The sequence below is a fragment of the Stenotrophomonas sp. ASS1 genome (assembly GCF_004346925.1).
GTDB classification, from domain to species: domain Bacteria; phylum Pseudomonadota; class Gammaproteobacteria; order Xanthomonadales; family Xanthomonadaceae; genus Stenotrophomonas; species Stenotrophomonas maltophilia_A.
Genome location: NZ_CP031167.1, coordinates 1,935,922 through 1,952,664, shown reverse-complemented (window position 1 = coordinate 1,952,664; position 16,743 = coordinate 1,935,922). Strand labels below are relative to the sequence as shown.

The window sequence follows — 16,743 nt, the reverse complement described above, 5'->3', positions numbered from 1 at the left end:
ACCGTGAGCAGGATCGCTCAGGCTGCCACCCGACGTGCAAACCGCCAGCGCCCCGTGGCGCTGGCCTTGCTTGTACTCATCACCGCAACCAGTTGCGGCGTTGTGGGCAAGACCAGCGTCAAGTCGGTGCAGATGGCGCTTCGGGGCAAGCCCAACGTGGAACCCACGGCCACCGAGGTGGCCACCAATCGATTCCCGCAGATCAAGGTCACCGGTCCAGCGGGTGGCGCCGTTCTGGTACTTGGCAACATCGACTCCGGGCGCCAGGCGTGGTACAGCTCCGAGCGAAGCATCGTCTTCCTCAGGGATGGCATCGTCGTCGGAACCCATGGCAGCAGCCCGGAACTTGAGGACATGACGCTCGAAGGGGATTCCCCCTTCCACGCGCTGCATCGGATAGCGGATGGCACGACCGTGCAGCGCCATTACGACGTCATGCCTGATTACCGGTATGGAATGAGCGTCACCGGCACCCTGACCACCCTGGGCAAGGAGAAGGTCCATATCCTGGAGAGCGAGCGCGAGCTGTTGCACGTGCGGGAGCGACTTCAGGGCGACGGCTGGAAGCGCGACAACCACTACTGGGTCGATCCTGCCAACGGGTTCATCTGGAAGAGCATCCAGGCCATTGCACCCGACACCAGCCTTGAAGTTGTCCAGCTCAAGCCCTACTCGCAGGACCTGCAGAACCGATGACACTGCGACCGATCATCCTTGGGCTGGCACTGGCGCTGGCCTCACATGCGCATGCCTCATCGCCGATCAACATCGAAGCGGCCGGCCATGTCCGCAATCCCGGCATGCACACGCTTCCCGCCGAGGCCCGTCTCAGCGCAGCCGCACTCGCTGCAGCGCCGGATGAAGAAGCCTATATGCTGGGCACCGCCCTTCTTCGGCAACGTGCACTGATGCCACAGACCCGCCTCAAAGCGGGCCTGCTCTTCGATCTTGAAACACTCGCCTCCCAGCAGGATGCCCCGGAGCTTGCCGACGCGGCCGCACAGCTGGCGCGCGAGCTCGGTGACCTGCCAGTGACCGGGCGCGAACCGCAGCTTCTTGATCCGCGCCGCCTGGAAGCCAGTGCCTCGGAGAATCGGCCCGCGCTGGCGGGCGACCGCGTCGTCTATCCTGGCCGACCAGAAACCGTGCAGGTTGTTGGCGCGGTCGTACAGCCGTGCAAGCTGCAGCATCAAGCCACACTTGACGCACGAAGCTACCGCAACGCGTGTGCCTTGCTGCCGGTGGCGAGCCCTGACGATCTCTACGTCATCCAACCCGACGGCAAGGTGCAGCAGCTCGGCGTGGCGCTGTGGAACCGGAGCGCTCCAGTGCGCTTGGCGCCAGGCGCCGTGATCTACGTACCATTGAGCGCTGCGAAGATCCGCACTATTGCCCCCGATGTCAACGAGGATGCCGTGCGCTTCCTTGCCACCCAGGTGCTGGATGCACCCGGAGTTTCATACTGATGCGCCATCGCTCCATCCCACTGGCACGCGCCAGTGTTGCCCTTCTCAGCCTGAGCGTCAGCGCTGTATTGCACGCACAAACAGCCCCCGCCCCTACCGCCAGCGATTGGGGCGGCGTTGGTCTGCTGCAGACCCCCACCGCACGCATGGCCGACGACGGCGAGGTGAGCTTCACCGCAAGCCATACCTCGCCCTACAGCCGCTACAACGTGGTGATGCAGCCCCTGCCATGGGTTGAAGGCGCATTCCGCTATGTATCGGTAGCGAACCGACGCTATGGCCCGGAATGGCTGAGCGGCAAGCAGAACTACAAGGACAAGTCGATCGACCTCAAGATCAGGCTGTGGCAGGAAAGCCGATGGGCCCCCGAGGTGTCCGCAGGCTTCCGCGATATCGGTGGTACCGGCCTGTTCTCCAGCGAGTACCTGGTTGCAAGCAAGCGGTTCGGACCGATCGATGCAAGCCTTGGTCTTGCCACCGGCTACATCGGCAATCGAGGAGACTTCTCGAATCCGCTTCGGGTGATCAGCGATCGCTTTGAAGAGCGTCCGCGCACGCAGGGCACCGGCAACTTCAACAGCAAGGGCATGTTCCGCGGTCCCGTCGGCATCTTCGGCGGCATCGCTTACCAGACCCCATGGGAACCCCTGCAGCTGAAGCTTGAGTATGACGGCAACGACTACAAGCGCGAACCACAGAACAACAATCAGACTCAGAAGAGCCCGATCAACCTGGGCGCAAGCTATGCCGTGAATCCCAACGTGCAACTGCATCTTGGCTGGGAACGGGGCGACACAGCCATGTTCGGCATTACCTTGCGCGGCAATGTGGCTCGAGCGAAGTCAACGCCAAAATTGCTCGACCCGCCGCCAGTCGCACGCATTTCAGCAGAACCCCCGACTCAGTCAATGGATGACATTGACTGGCCCGCACTGAGCCGGACGCTGGAAGAGAACGCTGGCCTCCGTGTCACGGACATCAGCCGGCGCGGCTCGGAAGTTATCGTCAGTGGCGAACAGCGCCGGTTCTACTACCCGGCCCAGGGTATTGGCCGGGCCGCACGCATCCTTGACGCGGATCTACCCCCCGATTCCACGTGGTTCACAATCCAGAACACCCGCCTCGGCATTCCTGTCGTGGAGAGCAGCATCGAGCGCAGCGCCTTCAACAGCTACCTCGACAATCGCATCCCGCTGAGCGAGCTGGCGGGCCACATCGAGCAGGCAGCGCCTGCGCAGCAGCGCCGCGAGAGCCTGTACACAGCGCCGCTTCAGCGCTTTGACGGCGCGTTCAATATTGGATACCAGCAGCAGCTGGGTGGACCGGATGGCTTCTTCCTGTTCCAGGTCGCAGGCACCTACTCGGCCAATCTTCACTTCACGCGGAACACCTGGCTGAGTGGAACGGTCAGCTACAACGCGTACAACAACTACAACCGCTTCCGCTACGACGCGCCAAGCAACCTGCCCCGGGTCCGCACGAACATCCGTAGGTACCTGACTACGGAAGACCTGACCCTGACCAACCTGCAGTTCACCAGCAATCATCAGTTGGGCAAGGACCTGTATGGCTCGGCATATGCCGGCTTGTTCGAGGCCATGTATGGCGGCGTGGGCGGCGAGCTTCTGTACCGCCCCCTAAACGAGCGGTGGGCGCTAGGGGCCGAGCTGAACTGGGTGAAGCAGCGCGATTTCGATCAGCGCTTCAGCTTCCGCGACTACAGCACCACCACCGGCCACGCCAGCTTCTATTATCAGTGGGGCGATGAGCACAAGATCACCAGCATGATCAGCGCCGGCCGCTACCTGGCGAAGGACTGGGGCGCCACAATCTCGGTTGCGCGCGCCTTCGACAATGGCGTCAACATGGGCGCATACGCCACCAAGACCGACGTTTCGTCCAAGGACTTTGGCGAAGGCAGCTTCGACAAGGGCATCTTCATTTCGATTCCCTTCGACTTCCTGCTGCCTCGTTCGACTCGCGCCCGTGCGACGTTCGCCTGGAATCCACTATATCGAGACGGTGGCGCGCGATTGAGTCGAAGCTACTCGCTTTACCAATTGACGTCGGAGCGGGACCCGGACTTCTTCTTCGACAATCTCGAAAACATCGCAAAGTAAGCCCATGGAAATCGAGCCATCTCGATTCCACCCAATTGAACAGGCAACATCGAAGTCTGCAAGGAAGAACAACATGCGTGTAGCAATCATCCACGACTGGCTTACAGTCAATGCAGGTGCCGAGAAGGTACTGAAGCAGATGCTACTGCTGTACCCCCACGCAGAGATATTCACTCTGGTGGACTTCCTCCCTGAGGAAGATCGCTCTTTCCTTGGCAGCCACAAGGTTCACACCAGTTTCATCCAGAAACTGCCACGTGCACGCAAAAGCTATCGGAGTTATCTTCCGCTCATGCCGCTTGCCATCGAGCAGTTTGATCTCAGCGGCTTCGACCTTGTTCTATCAAGCAGCTACGCAGTAGCCAAAGGCGTGCTCACTGGCCCAGATCAAGTCCATGTGTGCTACTGCCACTCCCCGATTCGCTATGCTTGGGACCTTCAGCCGCAGTATCTGCGCGAATCCGGGCTGGACCGGGGCCTGAAGAGTGCCATCGCACGGATCATTCTCTCCTATATTCGCATGTGGGACGTTCGGACCGCCAACGGTGTGGACCATTTCATCGCCAACTCGACGTTCATTGCTCGGCGTATTCGCAAGGTCTACGGGCGCGAATCTGTTGTGATCCCGCCACCAGTTGATATCCCGGAGACTCTCCCCAGCTCTATCCGCCAAGACTACTACGTCACCGCTTCCCGGCTGGTGCCCTACAAGCGCATCGACCTTATCATCGAAGCGTTCAATCGAATGCCTGATCGCAAGCTTGTTGTTATTGGCAGCGGCCCAATGCTGGATCAGATGAAGCGGCTCGCCAAGCACAACGTGAGCGTTCTCGGATACCAGCCCCAGGAAGTGCTCGAGAAGCATCTTGCCGAGGCACGCGCCTTCGTGTTTGCGGCTGAAGAGGACTTTGGTATTGCGCCGGTGGAAGCGCAAGCGTTTGGAACGCCGGTGATTGCGTTTGGGAAAGGGGGAATTCTGGATAGCGTCATCGAGGGCGAGACAGGCACATTCTTTGAGTGCCAGAGCGCAGAATCCATAATTGATGCAATTAGTCGATTCGAGTCTGATCTACGCCAATGGGATCATGCCCAGATTGCAAGACATGCCGGGACCTTTAATCCAAACTCGTTTCGTGAACGCCTGAGAACGGAAATCTCTGCAGCAAGCACCCTCGCGGGGAAAGAAGGATAGAGCACGCCACTTCGGCACCGAATTCAGCCATAGAAAAAGCCCGGATGAACTCCGGGCTTTTTCTATGGCTTCAATGAGGTCTAGCCAAGCTCCCGGCGTCCTCGCTCCAATCCATTTACGACACAAAGTGCGAATGCCGGAAAAACCCAGATAAACATGGAATAGGCAGGCGCAATTGAAAGTAGCGACGCAAGAGTAAAGACAACCCCTACCAGATAAGGCAGCGCCTCATCACTGCGACGCGCGCACTTGAGAACCTTTGCAGAAATATAGAACGAGAACATCAGAAAGAAAACAAAACCAATGAGACCCAGCTCTGCAAGAATCGCGGCGTACGAATTCTGCGGGAATGAGCCTGGATTCAAACTCTCGCCAAAGACATAAATAGGAATCTTGTACTCATGCGCGTGCATAAAGAAAATGCTCGCGCCCGGACCAACGCCAGTTATCGGATACTCTTTGAAAATCTCCAGACCGACCAATGATGTGTAAGCCCGAAACTGCCCGGAGTCCAACGTGGTTGTCGGCACGGAAAAGAATCCTACCAGCTTGTGATAGAACGCATACTCAAGCATTCCGCCATACCCCGCAAGATACGCAGCACCAAGAGCAATCGCCAGAAGTGCCGCGAAGACGGCAATCCGCTTCATCCTGCCCCTGACACTGCCAACCATGAGGCTTGTCAGCCCAACAGCGCCAACAAGTCCGATCAGGGCACTCGACATTGTCAAAATCAAGCAAACTGCGGCAATAATTAGAAAATATAACCCCAGAATCCTGGAAAAGAGATGTCGATAGTAGTAGGTCAACAGAATTACCCAACCCTGATAGAGCACATAAAAGCTAGGCTCCTGACTGAACCCATACGCCCTGAAGCCGTAGCTAATTTTCCCCACATTCTGCACGAACTCAGGAAGCAACTGGATTGGAGTTTGAACGCCAAGAACACCGTTCATGAACGCGGCGAACAACGCAAACAAACCTATGAAATTTCCAGAATACACAATCCAACGAATAACCAGATCACGCCTACCAAAAAGCGCCTTCGATCGACTTATCTCAGAGAATGCAACCCAACAAAGCAGGAAATAGAAACACGGGACCACCGTCGCCGCCAAGGCGGTGTAGCGAAGCTGTCCGAGTACGCCAAATCGTTCGTAGTATCCACTGATGTCATCCTTCCAAGCGACCCAGAAAATGACTAGCGAGAGCACCGGCGAGAGCACCAGAAATGCGAACGACCATAGTTCACGCTGCCTGAATATAGACCTGGATGCTATTGAGACCATTAGTAGCGCCAACGCCAAAAGTTCGTAAAGCCTAAACGAACCACCAATACGAACCACAGGAAACTGTTGAAAACCAATGCATACAATGATTGCAAAGGAAAGCCAGGACCGCAAACCGAACTGACCCTCTACCCGGCCCCCAGCCGATGGAACAACGGGAAAATTCGCCCGCATGATCATTTCAGGGGAACCTTAATGCCAAATGCTCCAGCAACGGCCGCCTCTGCCCGCTGATGCACCGCCGTCCAGGAAAAGACATCTGCCCGCCGCAACCCACGCTGCTTGAGCTCCAGCCGCAAATCGACTGAGGCAAGTACTGCATCAACAGCCGTTATGATCTCCTCGTCTGCTTCTGGCGACACTAGCACTGCGGCGTCATTGCAGACCTCTCCCAGTGCGGTTGTCCTCGATGCAATTACAGGGCAGCCAGTTGCCATTGCCTCTACGGCAGGCAAGCCGAACCCTTCATAGAAGGATGGAAACAGTAGCAAGGATGCATTGGCGTACAACGAAGCCAACTGCTCCTCACTCACGAATCCAGTGAAGCGAACTCGATTCCCTACTCCAAGCTGCCGCGCAAGTTCCACGAGGTCATCAGATGGCTCTCCCGAGAAGACTAAGCTCAACTCTGGGTAGTCCTCCAGTCCCGCCAATGCACGTACGGCCGCCTGCTCATTCTTATGCGCTTTCCGATTTCCCACGCAGAGGATGTAACCACTCCCCGCATCTCGAGTCACATCATTCTTTGAGCTACTGAGAAAAACCTCCGAAACACCATTGCCAACTACTACTACACGGTCGGCAGATGCCCCAGACCATGCCAGTATCCTATTCTTGGAGAATTCCGAAACTGTAAGCACCACTGCCGCCTTTCGGCACGCCCTCAGCAGGACGCATCGATAGTAAAGCCTCTTAAGAAATCCAGTGTTATGACTGGTATCCACGTGGTTAAGGTCATGCACAGACAGTACAAACCGCGAAAGCCCCAGCAAAGGCGCAGCAAATCCAGGGGAAACAACCCTTGCACGCCCATTAAGGAGCATGAATGCGGTTAACCAGATTACATCCAGAGCCCCCGCAGGGTTTCCCCGCAACGGAAGAGATAAGCTCGACGAGAATCGACGCTTCAACTCCCTGCAATAGCGGCCGATACCCGTCGGACCGTCCCACCGATCATCAAAGAAGAACTGATCCCGCTTGAACATGCGATTCCCCTTAGACCCTATTGCTCACTACTGTCTCGCCGGCGGCAACATCCGAAAGCACAAGACAATTCGCACCAATCCGCGCCCCGTCACCGAGGCGCAAAGGGCCTATAACAGTCGCACCCGTACCCAGGTAGCAATCGCTACCGATTACGGGGACACCCGTATGTCGACCTTCGCGAGCGCCAATGGTTACACCATGAAAGAAAGTTACTCTCTCACCAATTTCCACGTCACGATGCACAACAATTAGGTAAGGATGAGGCAATCGAAGTGACGCGATTGCGGAAGATGAAACGAATGATGCGGGATTGATCTCGCAGTGATAGACCATTTGACAAATGATCCTTCTAAGCAAGCGGAATGGCGCTTTCCAGCCACAGCTTCGCTCCAATAGCATTATCGAAATAACCAAGCGCCCGTGAAAACCGCGCTCACGCGGCGCCCTCAGATCGTGCAGCAGCCCCATTAGAATTTTGCCCTTGCTTTCTGGTAGACATCCACGTACTGCGTCGCGACCGCTCGCTCAGTGAACTCGTTCGAATAGATCCTGCAATTGGAAGCAAGACCATTGAAGTCTGATGCGTCGATCTTCTCTACGGCGCCGAGCAAACTTTCGACACTGAAAGGATCAAATAGAAATCCGGTACAACCGTCCTTAACGATGTCACCAAGCCCCCCTAGGCCAGATGAAACAACGGGAACTCCGTGCATGTAAGCTTCGATTGCGACCCGCCCAAGAGGCTCGGCCCACAGCGACGGAATTACCAGGACATTGATTTGCGCAAAGAATGAGGAAGGACGAGCCTTTCCTATAAACTCCACATTCGATGGGGCAGAGCGACGGAGCGAGTCGACATAGTCCGACCTTCCATCACCTGCGATGACCCAACGCAGATCTGGCCGCAGTTTGGCGGCTTCAATAAATTTTTCAATCCCCTTAGATGGATCCAGTCGACCGATAAATCCATATACCTTCTGATCCTCGAGGAGCGCCGGGCAATAATCCGCATCAGGAGCACTGACCGAATTGTAGATTACGCTGGCCGAATCGCGCTCGAACAGGCCGGCACGAAGATGAATTTCTTTTACATACTCACTTATAGCCACAAAATGAGCTACCTTTCGAGAGAAAGGTCGCTTTCCGGCGACCCACAGTCTCGAGTCAAACGCCAGCTCCTCCTTGGACTTGCCGTCACCGAACAAAGTGGAGTTGGGGTGAAGCAGATGATAATCTCGCGCAGTGTGAACGACAGGGATGCCCATTCGCGAAGCGGCATCCCATGCAGACACGGAGAATCCCGAGACATTATTGGTATGCACGACCTCAGGCCGAACCTCACCAAGGGCATGCACCAGGTCTTTTCGCGCCCCCAGATTGAAGAAGTCTCTTGCATGCCAGATAGCCTTACGCCAGGAAGCGCGAACCTTCTTCGCGCCAAAAGGCCAGTACGAGTTCCTCAATGGAATTCGAATTACTTTGATCCCGCTTCCGGAGTCAACCTCGATCGAGAGACCCTCATGGAGGGTCAGCACTGAAACCTCATGGCCCAACTGCACCAGCCCATGGGCAAGTGACTCGACCGACTTCTCCGCACCGCCAACGTGATAGGGCGCGTACAGGTTGTTCAGCAGGGAAATCCTCATGAGCGCACCCGGTTGTTCATCAAGCCTCTCATCAGCGTGGAGCAACCCTGCAGATTACAGACAAGGTAAAAGCTCATATAGATCCCGCCAGCAACCAACGCGCCTACAGGAACAGAACGCACGTGCAGACCGCCTGGCAAGGCCCAGTTGATGCCGACTGCTACCAGGGATGCTGCCGCGACACAAAGCACATCGCGCCATCTGACATGAATTCCATACTTTCTACGCGCCAATGCCAGACCAACACCCGCACCAAGCAGAAGTGCGATCACGAGCGAGACCAAGATTTCCAGTGGCCCTAGCGCGCTGAACGTACGAAGCGAGACCCATCCGAGCGCTGCTACGATCAACGACATGGCACTTGTGATGGCCGAGTAGCGCGTTCCCCCAGTGACCACAAACATCGCATCAATTCCAAAACTCTTTACGCAAAGCAGAGCGATGGCGATCGTAGCTGGCCAGATGTACAGGGTGTAGCCAAGCGCATAGGCAGCGGGGACAAACGCCCTTAACTCATACATCGCCAAAGCGAGGCAAACCGCTGCAGGAGTCACAATAGCGATGACACGGATGAGATGATCACCAAGCGCGACAGGAGCAGACTCGGCATCAGCATCGACTGATCGGATGAGCGGCTGCAGTAGCAGAAGATTCAGCGCAGCACCTATTGCCATGAGTATCTTCTGCGCGACGTCGATACCAAGAAGCATTCCCGCGGATTGGTCCGAATCCGCCGCGGAGGAAATAAGGTGACGTGCCGCAACAGGCAATGCATAGGCAAGTATTCCCGCCAGCGCTGCCGGAATACCGTATCGGACCAGAAATTCAATGGATTGCTTGTCGAGGGACGGCAGGCGCCACTTAAATACACTCACGGTCATGAGCCAAGCAAGGAAGGAGGCACAGAGCGCCAATGCGGCCGACGCCGCACTTCCTGTCCAATAGGCGACACCAAGCGTCAGTGCAAGCGATAGAACACTCCTCAACGCCCAGCTCGCCGCAAATGCCTTGTTCCTAAACTGGGCTCGGAGCCTTGCCTGGCTGTAATCGAAAGCACCCTGACTGCAGGCATAGAGAAGTCCAAAGCCGGCCCAGTAAAGAGCCTGCCCAAGCGAACCGACCACCATGCAAACTACCGATATCATCAGCGTCACGCCGACAATAAACGCATAGCAAAAATTCAGTGCCGCGCGCAGCCTCTCGGCATCTTCCGGACGGCCAGCCTCTGAATATCTAACTACTCCAATCCGCAGCCACTCGAAGAGAATGGCAGCCAGCAGCTGACCAGACGCCCAGAAGACAGAGAAGCTAACGTACTCCGAGGGCACCAACGCACGCGGAAGGAAGATCTGAATCAGGAGATTCGTCACATTGGCAAGGAGCAACGTGATGATCATCACGTAGCGCCCGCTGCGACCTTCCTTTGAACCGATCTTGTTTAGCAATTCCGTGGCCCTCCATTCATTGATCGCAGGGACCACAAGCAATCACATTCAGCTTTTCCGACTGGGTGTGCTGCACCCCATGAAATCCTCAGGTACTCGACTTGTACTCGTAGTACCCGTAACTGTAATAGCCCGTCGCCCGCCGCTCGACAGCATTGAAAATAGCCCCCTTGATCCGGACGTTGTTCTGCTCGAATCGACGCTTTGCCAAAGCGAGCTCCTTGGCTTGGTTCAAGCCAAACCGCGCCACCATCAGACAGGTACCAGCGTGATGGGCGATGATCGCCGCATCCGTAACCGCTAGGATCGGGGGCGTATCAACGATGATCAGGTCGTACTGGGGTGCAAGCTCTTCCAGCAGCGCGGTGAAGTTGGCATGCATCAGCAGTTCTGAAGGATTCGGCGGAACGTCACCACGCGCGATGAAACTCAGGTTGTCCAGGCCCGGCAGGCTCCGCACCACCTGCGAACGATCAACCTTCCCTACCAGGAGGTCTGACAGACCCGGCGTCTGCAATGCGCCCAGCGCCTTATGCAGGGTTCCCTTCCGCATGTCGGCATCAATGATCAGCACGCGCTGACCAGCCTGCGCAATCACTGCCGCCAAATTGGACGAGACGAATGTCTTGCCGGCATTCGGGCTGGCACCAGAGATCAAGACAATGTTGTTCTTTGCCTCCAGGCGCGCGAAATGCAGGCTGGTACGCAGGCTGCGCACGGCCTCAATGGCGAGGTCTGCAGGGTCTTTGACGGCCAGCAAGTGTAACTTGCCGTCGGCTCGGAACTTGCCACGGACGGAATCGCTCTGCTGCTGCGCGCTTACGGGAATGGATGCATAGACGGGCAGGCCAAGCTCTTCAATCTGCGCCGGATCCTCAACGCCACGGTTGAGCATCTGCTTCAGCAGAACCATAGCAACTGAAAGGAATGCGCCCAGTACCACGCCGATCAGCACAACCAGCGCCTTGCGCGGCCGCACAGGAGTCGTCGAATCCACCTCCGCCGCATCCACAATGCGCACATTGCCCACCGTACCCGCACGCGCCACATCAAGCTGCTGCGCCTGATTCAGCATGCCGGTATACATCTCATTGCTGACCTGAAGATCGCGCGTCAATCGAAGCAATTCCTGCTGAGCTTCGGGCAATTGCTTCACCTGCCCCTGGAATCCGCTCTTTCGACCCTCCAGCTCTCCGATCTGCCGCATCAGCGCCTGATAGGCCGGATGATCACGCGTGAACTTGCGGTCCATCTCCGCCTGCTGCAATCGCAGCTGCTGGATGCTGGTTTCCACAGCCACCTCCTGATCCAGCAAGCCCTTGGTCTGCAAGCTCAGATCCACGGAGTTGGCGCGCGTCTGGTAGGCACTCAGCGCCTTCTGCGCGGCGTCCACCTGATTACGTACGTTGGGCAATTGCTCCTTCACGAAGGTCAGCTGCGCAGAAGCTTCAGCCGAGTTGCGTTCCACGTTCTGTCGCACGTAGGCCTGCGCGACCTGCTGCAGGAAACGCTGTGCAAGATCAGGATCCTCATTCTCATAGGCCAGCGTCAGGATGCCCGACTCCTTGCCCGACTCACTTACAGCAACCTTCTTCTGCAGCTCTCCCACCACCGTGAGGTGACGCTGGCGGGTCACTTCAAAACGCATACCTGGATGCGCGCGCATCTCGGCAATCTGCGCGGTCACTCCCTTTCCGCTGGCGACCTTGCCGACCTGCCCCTTCAATAGAAGATTGTCGTCTTCGTCGAACAGTTCATAGCCGCTGTTCTCGCCGACGATCAGAGTCATCGGGCGCGCCAGCAGCGCGCGCGGCACGTCCAGCTGGAAAATCTCCAGCTTCTCGCCGCCCCAGCCGAAACGGCTCATGCCAAAGCGCACATCAGCCAGAGCGTCTGGATCGGCACGCTCCGCCTTGCGCGCAACGTAGCCACCCAGGAGCGGGAAGCGATTGGGCTCGATGGTGATATCCAGCTTCAACGCATCGACTGCGCTGCCAACCACCGCGCGAGAGGTGATGAGCGCGATCTCGGTTGTCGCCTCCGCCGTGCCACCCCCAATGCCGAGCGACTGACTGATATCAGAAAGGCCTGGCAGACTCGGCACTTTTGATTCAACCTGCACGATCGCGTCGGCACGATAGATGGGCGTCGCCAGCAGGGCATATGCGGCAGCAACAGCGAAAAACGTCCCCGTAATTCCGGCAATCCACCATTTGTGGTCAATCAGCGTGCCGAGCAACTGCCGCAAGTCGATTTCGTCAGCATCATCCTGCGCCGGACTACGGGTATCGGTGGTCATCAGTAAGAACTCTTCAATTGGATGTAGGTGCAGTCAGAGATGAGAAGTCAGCGCTACAGGTGCCGCGCCCAGCTCTCCACACCCTCGGCCATCAACTTGTAAACATGTTCGAACGCAGGGCGTTGCTGGCGGTACGGATCGGGAATCTCCCGATCCTGCTGCCACTTGCCCAGCAGGAACGTCTTTCCCGAGGCCTGCGGTGCGATTTCGGCAATGCGACGCACGTGCTTGCGCTCCATGGTCAGCACCAGATCAGCGGCTCCCAGGATGGCGTCATCGATCTGGCGCGCGCGATGGGCCAGGCCATCCATGCCCTGCTCGACCAGCAGCTCCTGCGCTGTGGCATCAATGCCATGCCCAACCAGCGCACCGAGACCAGCGGAGGATACCTGGACCCCCTTGCCCTCGACCGCCTGGCGCAGCATCACTTCTGCGGAGGGACTGCGGCAGATGTTGCCGACACATACAAAAAGAACGTTCTTGAACACTGACCTGGATCCTGTGGCATTCCTTGCGGCGCACGCGACCAGAACATCCAGGTCCGGCGGCAGCCGCACAGCATACCTTACAAGCACACTACAGGCGATGAAATCGCTAACAGATTCATGGAATTACGTCGCAGTTCCAGAAATCGACCACCTTAGTACGCCGATTTTTGCCCCAGAACCTTCAACGCCGTCAGCACGATGATCCTCACGTCCAGCGTAGGACTCCAGCGCCGGATGTAATCGATGTCGTACTGGACGCGCTTCTTCATCGAGCGCAGCTCCGGCGTCTCGCCACGCAACCCATGCACCTGCGCCCAGCCTGTGATTCCCGGCTTGACGTAGTGGCGGTGCATGTAGCGTTCGATCACCCGCTCGTAGTGGTTGTTGTGCTGGATCGCGTGCGGTCGCGGCCCCACCACCGACATGTTCCCACCCAGCACATTGAAGAACTGCGGCAGCTCGTCCAGGCTGCTGCGGCGCAGGAAGGCGCCAAACCGGGTGACGCGCGGATCACCCCGCGTTGCCTGGGTGATCTGCCCCTCCCCCTCCGCGTGCACACGCATGGAGCGGAACTTGAGCATCCAGAACTCTTTACCGCCAAGGCCATGACGTTTCTGCCGGAAAAGCACCGGCCCCGGTGAGCTCAGCTTCACGCCGATGGCCAGCACGGCAAACAGCGGCGCCAGAAGGATCACCGCAATGCCTGCCACAACGATGTCCTCAACCCGCTTGAACAGGCGGAAGCGATGATCCACCAGACCCTGGCGCACGCCGATCATCGGCACGTCACCCACCTGGTGTACGCCGGGATTCAACGCACCCAGCCCCGTGGTATCCGGAATCAGGCGCACCGGCACCGGAAATCGCTCGATCTGCTTGAGCATGTCCTTGATCGCGGCCGCGTGCCCCATCGGCATCGACACCCAGACCTGATCGAATTCGCCGCGGTGCTGATCCATGTACTGCGGGACCTCGGCCAGCATACCCAGCCTCCGCGGCGCATCACCGCCACGACGGGTGGCGATATCGCCCGCACTGGCGAAATAGCCGATGACGTCCTTGCCAAGCTCTGGCTTTCCACGCAGCAGGCGATGCAACCTCAAAGCAGGGGCCCGCAGTCCGACCAGCAGGATCCGCTCATGGTCCATCCCGCGCGAGCGCAGGCGGTGCAACTGCACCCTCAGCAATACGCGCAGCACCGCCATTGAGCCCAGGCCAAAGGCATACCAGCCAATCAGCCAGGTAGAGGGGACCGCATCGGCAAGTCCGATCAGGACGACATAGAGCGAGAACAACGCGAAGGTGCCGGACCAGGCCAGCAACAACAGCCAGAGATCAGCCAGAAGGCCACGGATCCGCCAGTTGCGGTACATCGGCGCTACAGAGAAGCAGACGATGGCGCTGAGGATCACCGCGCCGAACACGATGCGCTGGGAGGAGTCCGGCGCGCCTGCTCCGTTCAGCAGAATGTGGGAGAGCACCGCCATGCCCGGCAGCAGCAACAGATCGCCCAGGCGCAACCCCAACTCAAGGGCCGCCCGGGCCTCGACGCGGCGGCGGCCTGCCCGGGCCCGCGCTGCGGGGAGGTCTTCTACTGATCCATGTAGCAAAGCACTTCTCCATTCACGACTCGACCGAACGCTGAATTGTTCGTCTTCACGCGCATGGACTCCCCAGCCAGCACGTGATTGTCAAAGGTTTGTCAATCAGGCGTGACTGAATTGTGAATGATGTCTGGGCCAAAAGATAGGAATTTCGACAGGGCAGACACCTGACCGTACGACCTTACCAAGGTGTAAGTCATTGCAACTATTACGAATTTTAAATGTGTCAATTTGCATCAAAATGGGTCATTTCACGTCAAACCTGAACCTTCCCAACGGGCTCAACGTCGATTCTTTGACGTCCCACGCCACCCCGCACCGCACCAAAGCCCAGCAACCTCCCTCTGCTACCATCGGCGGTTCTGTTCATCGCGTCCCCCACCTGCCCGCGATGGCGCCAAACAACGTAACGAAACACAGGAGTCTGCATGTCTTCCGAGCTGCTCAAGTCCCTTGGCCTGGACGCGATCAACGCTGGCACGTACCTGGGCAACGGGGAGTGGTCGAGCGCGACCAGCGGTGAGCTGATCACCCCGGTCAACCCGACCACCGGCGAGCCGATCGCGCAGGTCCGCGCGACCACCGAGGCCGAGTACGAGACCGTCGTCGCTCGCGCCCAGGAAGCCTTCAAGATCTGGCGCACCACGCCGGCGCCGCGCCGCGGTGAAGCCGTGCGCCTTTGCGGCGAAGCACTGCGCAAGCACAAGGACGCCCTGGGTTCGCTGGTCGCCCTGGAAATGGGCAAGAGCAAGCCGGAAGGCGATGGCGAAGTGCAGGAGATGATCGACATCGCCGATTTCGCCGTGGGCCAGAGCCGCATGCTGTACGGCTACACCATGCATTCCGAGCGCCCCGGCCACCGCATGTACGAGCAGTACCACCCGCTGGGCCTGGTCGGCATCATCTCGGCCTTCAACTTCCCGGTCGCGGTGTGGAGCTGGAATTCGTTCCTGGCCGCCATCTGTGGCGACGTGTGCATCTGGAAGCCGTCCAACAAGACGCCGCTGACCGCCATCGCCTCGTTGAAGATCTGCAACGACGCCCTGCGCGAAGCCGGCTTCCCGGACATCTTCTTCCTGATCAACGATGCCGGCACTGCGCTGTCGGAGAAGTTGGTCGATGACCGTCGCGTGCCGCTGATCAGCTTCACCGGCTCGACCCAGGTTGGCCGCACCGTCAATGAGAAGGTTGCGCGCCGCCTGGGCCGCTGCCTGCTGGAGCTGGGTGGCAACAACGCCATCATCCTGGACGAAACCGCCGACCTGAAGCTGGCCGTGCCGGGCATCGTGTTCGGCGCGGTCGGTACCGCCGGCCAGCGCTGCACCACCACCCGCCGCCTGATCGTGCACCGCTCGATCTATGCCGACGTGCTGGCCACGCTGGTCAAGGCCTATAAGCAGGTGGAAGGCAAGATCGGCGACCCGACCGATGCCGCCAACCTGATGGGCCCGCTGAACAGCGATGGCGCCGTGCAGCAGTTCCTCGATGCCATCGCCCAGGCCAAGGCGGCCGGCGGCACCATCGAAACCGGCGGCACCCGCATCGACCGCGCTGGCAACTTCGTGCTGCCGGCGATCGTCTCGGGCCTGAAGAACAGCGACGCCGTGGTCCAGCATGAGACCTTCGCGCCGATCCTGTACGTGATGCCGTACGACACCATCGACGAAGCCATCGACATGCAGAACGGCGTGCCGCAGGGCCTGTCGTCCTCGATCTTCACCCAGAACCTGAAGACCGCCGAGAAGTTCCTGTCGGCGGCCGGCAGCGACTGCGGCATCGCCAACATCAACATCGGCACGTCCGGTGCGGAGATCGGCGGTGCCTTCGGTGGCGAGAAGGACACCGGCGGTGGCCGCGAGTCCGGCTCGGATGCATGGAAGGTCTACATGCGCCGCCAGACCAACACCATCAACTACTCGGATTCGCTGCCGCTGGCGCAGGGCATCAAGTTCGACCTGTAACGCTTTCTGTAGTGCCGGGCCATGCTC

The 16,743-nt window shown here is 58.5% G+C and carries 13 protein-coding genes; 5 read left to right on the top strand and 8 right to left on the bottom strand.

Translation table 11 applies throughout. The features are described from left to right. The first annotated feature begins 3 nt into the window (after positions 1 to 3). The 4 genes from MG068_RS09280 (at position 4) to MG068_RS09265 (ending at position 4,778) form a co-directional block, all read left to right on the top strand. Entirely contained in the window at positions 4 to 696 is a 693-nt protein-coding gene (locus tag MG068_RS09280; protein ID WP_132809991.1) for a YjbF family lipoprotein, read from the top strand. Further along, positions 693 to 1,466: a capsule biosynthesis GfcC family protein gene (locus MG068_RS09275; RefSeq protein WP_132809990.1), complete on the top strand. Its 774-nt coding sequence runs from the start codon at positions 693 to 695 to the stop codon at positions 1,464 to 1,466. Before MG068_RS09280 ends, MG068_RS09275 begins: the two co-directional genes overlap by 4 nt. Further along, positions 1,466 to 3,586, top strand: a complete 2,121-nt coding sequence (locus MG068_RS09270; protein ID WP_132809989.1) for a YjbH domain-containing protein — start codon at positions 1,466 to 1,468, stop codon at positions 3,584 to 3,586. Before MG068_RS09275 ends, MG068_RS09270 begins: the two co-directional genes overlap by 1 nt. Positions 3,587 to 3,659: 73 nt before the next feature. Next, complete coding sequence (locus tag MG068_RS09265; protein ID WP_132809988.1) at positions 3,660 to 4,778, top strand: glycosyltransferase family 4 protein; 1,119 nt, start codon at positions 3,660 to 3,662, stop codon at positions 4,776 to 4,778. An 80-nt stretch (positions 4,779 to 4,858) separates the two neighbouring features. Here MG068_RS09265 and MG068_RS09260 read toward each other — a convergent pair whose 3' ends face one another. The 8 genes from MG068_RS09260 to MG068_RS09225 form a co-directional block, all read right to left on the bottom strand. Beyond that, on the bottom strand, positions 4,859 to 6,247 hold the full coding sequence (locus MG068_RS09260) for an O-antigen ligase family protein (protein WP_132809987.1): 1,389 nt from the start codon (positions 6,245 to 6,247) through the stop codon (positions 4,859 to 4,861). Then, positions 6,244 to 7,272: a glycosyltransferase family 4 protein gene (locus MG068_RS09255; RefSeq protein WP_132809986.1), complete on the bottom strand. Its 1,029-nt coding sequence runs from the start codon at positions 7,270 to 7,272 to the stop codon at positions 6,244 to 6,246. Before MG068_RS09255 ends, MG068_RS09260 begins: the two co-directional genes overlap by 4 nt. A gap of 10 nt (positions 7,273 to 7,282) precedes the next feature. Then, positions 7,283 to 7,606 carry a hypothetical protein gene (locus tag MG068_RS21320; protein WP_197617937.1) on the bottom strand — a complete coding sequence of 108 codons (324 nt, stop codon included), beginning with the start codon at positions 7,604 to 7,606 and terminating at the stop codon, positions 7,283 to 7,285. A 134-nt stretch (positions 7,607 to 7,740) separates the two neighbouring features. Further along, positions 7,741 to 8,919, bottom strand: coding sequence for a glycosyltransferase family 4 protein (locus MG068_RS09245; RefSeq protein WP_132809985.1), 1,179 nt, complete (start codon positions 8,917 to 8,919; stop codon positions 7,741 to 7,743). Continuing rightward, positions 8,916 to 10,364 (bottom strand): polysaccharide biosynthesis protein, encoded by a 1,449-nt coding sequence (locus MG068_RS09240; RefSeq protein ID WP_132809984.1) that lies wholly within the window; start codon positions 10,362 to 10,364, stop codon positions 8,916 to 8,918. Before MG068_RS09240 ends, MG068_RS09245 begins: the two co-directional genes overlap by 4 nt. A gap of 88 nt (positions 10,365 to 10,452) precedes the next feature. Next, the gene (locus MG068_RS09235; protein WP_132809983.1) at positions 10,453 to 12,663 is read right to left on the bottom strand and encodes a polysaccharide biosynthesis tyrosine autokinase; all 2,211 of its coding nucleotides are present in this window, start codon (positions 12,661 to 12,663) and stop codon (positions 10,453 to 10,455) included. A 53-nt stretch (positions 12,664 to 12,716) separates the two neighbouring features. After that, complete coding sequence (locus MG068_RS09230) at positions 12,717 to 13,151, bottom strand: low molecular weight protein-tyrosine-phosphatase (protein WP_132809982.1); 435 nt, start codon at positions 13,149 to 13,151, stop codon at positions 12,717 to 12,719. A 152-nt stretch (positions 13,152 to 13,303) separates the two neighbouring features. Next, complete coding sequence (locus MG068_RS09225) at positions 13,304 to 14,671, bottom strand: undecaprenyl-phosphate glucose phosphotransferase (RefSeq protein WP_240792128.1); 1,368 nt, start codon at positions 14,669 to 14,671, stop codon at positions 13,304 to 13,306. A gap of 512 nt (positions 14,672 to 15,183) precedes the next feature. Here MG068_RS09225 and amaB point away from each other — a divergent pair. Next, positions 15,184 to 16,716, top strand: a complete 1,533-nt coding sequence (gene amaB, locus MG068_RS09220) for an L-piperidine-6-carboxylate dehydrogenase (protein WP_132809980.1) — start codon at positions 15,184 to 15,186, stop codon at positions 16,714 to 16,716. The last annotated feature ends 27 nt before the right edge of the window (positions 16,717 to 16,743 follow it).

Coding starts and splice junctions, on each gene's coding strand:
- MG068_RS09275 (WP_132809990.1), top strand. CDS start 693: ATGACACTGCGACCGATCATCCTTGGGCTGGCACTGGCGCTGGCCTCA.
- MG068_RS09270 (WP_132809989.1), top strand. CDS start 1,466: ATGCGCCATCGCTCCATCCCACTGGCACGCGCCAGTGTTGCCCTTCTC.
- MG068_RS09265 (WP_132809988.1), top strand. CDS start 3,660: ATGCGTGTAGCAATCATCCACGACTGGCTTACAGTCAATGCAGGTGCC.
- MG068_RS09260 (WP_132809987.1), bottom strand. CDS start 6,247: ATGATCATGCGGGCGAATTTTCCCGTTGTTCCATCGGCTGGGGGCCGG.
- MG068_RS09255 (WP_132809986.1), bottom strand. CDS start 7,272: ATGTTCAAGCGGGATCAGTTCTTCTTTGATGATCGGTGGGACGGTCCG.
- MG068_RS21320 (WP_197617937.1), bottom strand. CDS start 7,606: ATGGTCTATCACTGCGAGATCAATCCCGCATCATTCGTTTCATCTTCC.
- MG068_RS09245 (WP_132809985.1), bottom strand. CDS start 8,919: ATGAGGATTTCCCTGCTGAACAACCTGTACGCGCCCTATCACGTTGGC.
- MG068_RS09235 (WP_132809983.1), bottom strand. CDS start 12,663: ATGACCACCGATACCCGTAGTCCGGCGCAGGATGATGCTGACGAAATC.
- amaB (WP_132809980.1), top strand. CDS start 15,184: ATGTCTTCCGAGCTGCTCAAGTCCCTTGGCCTGGACGCGATCAACGCT.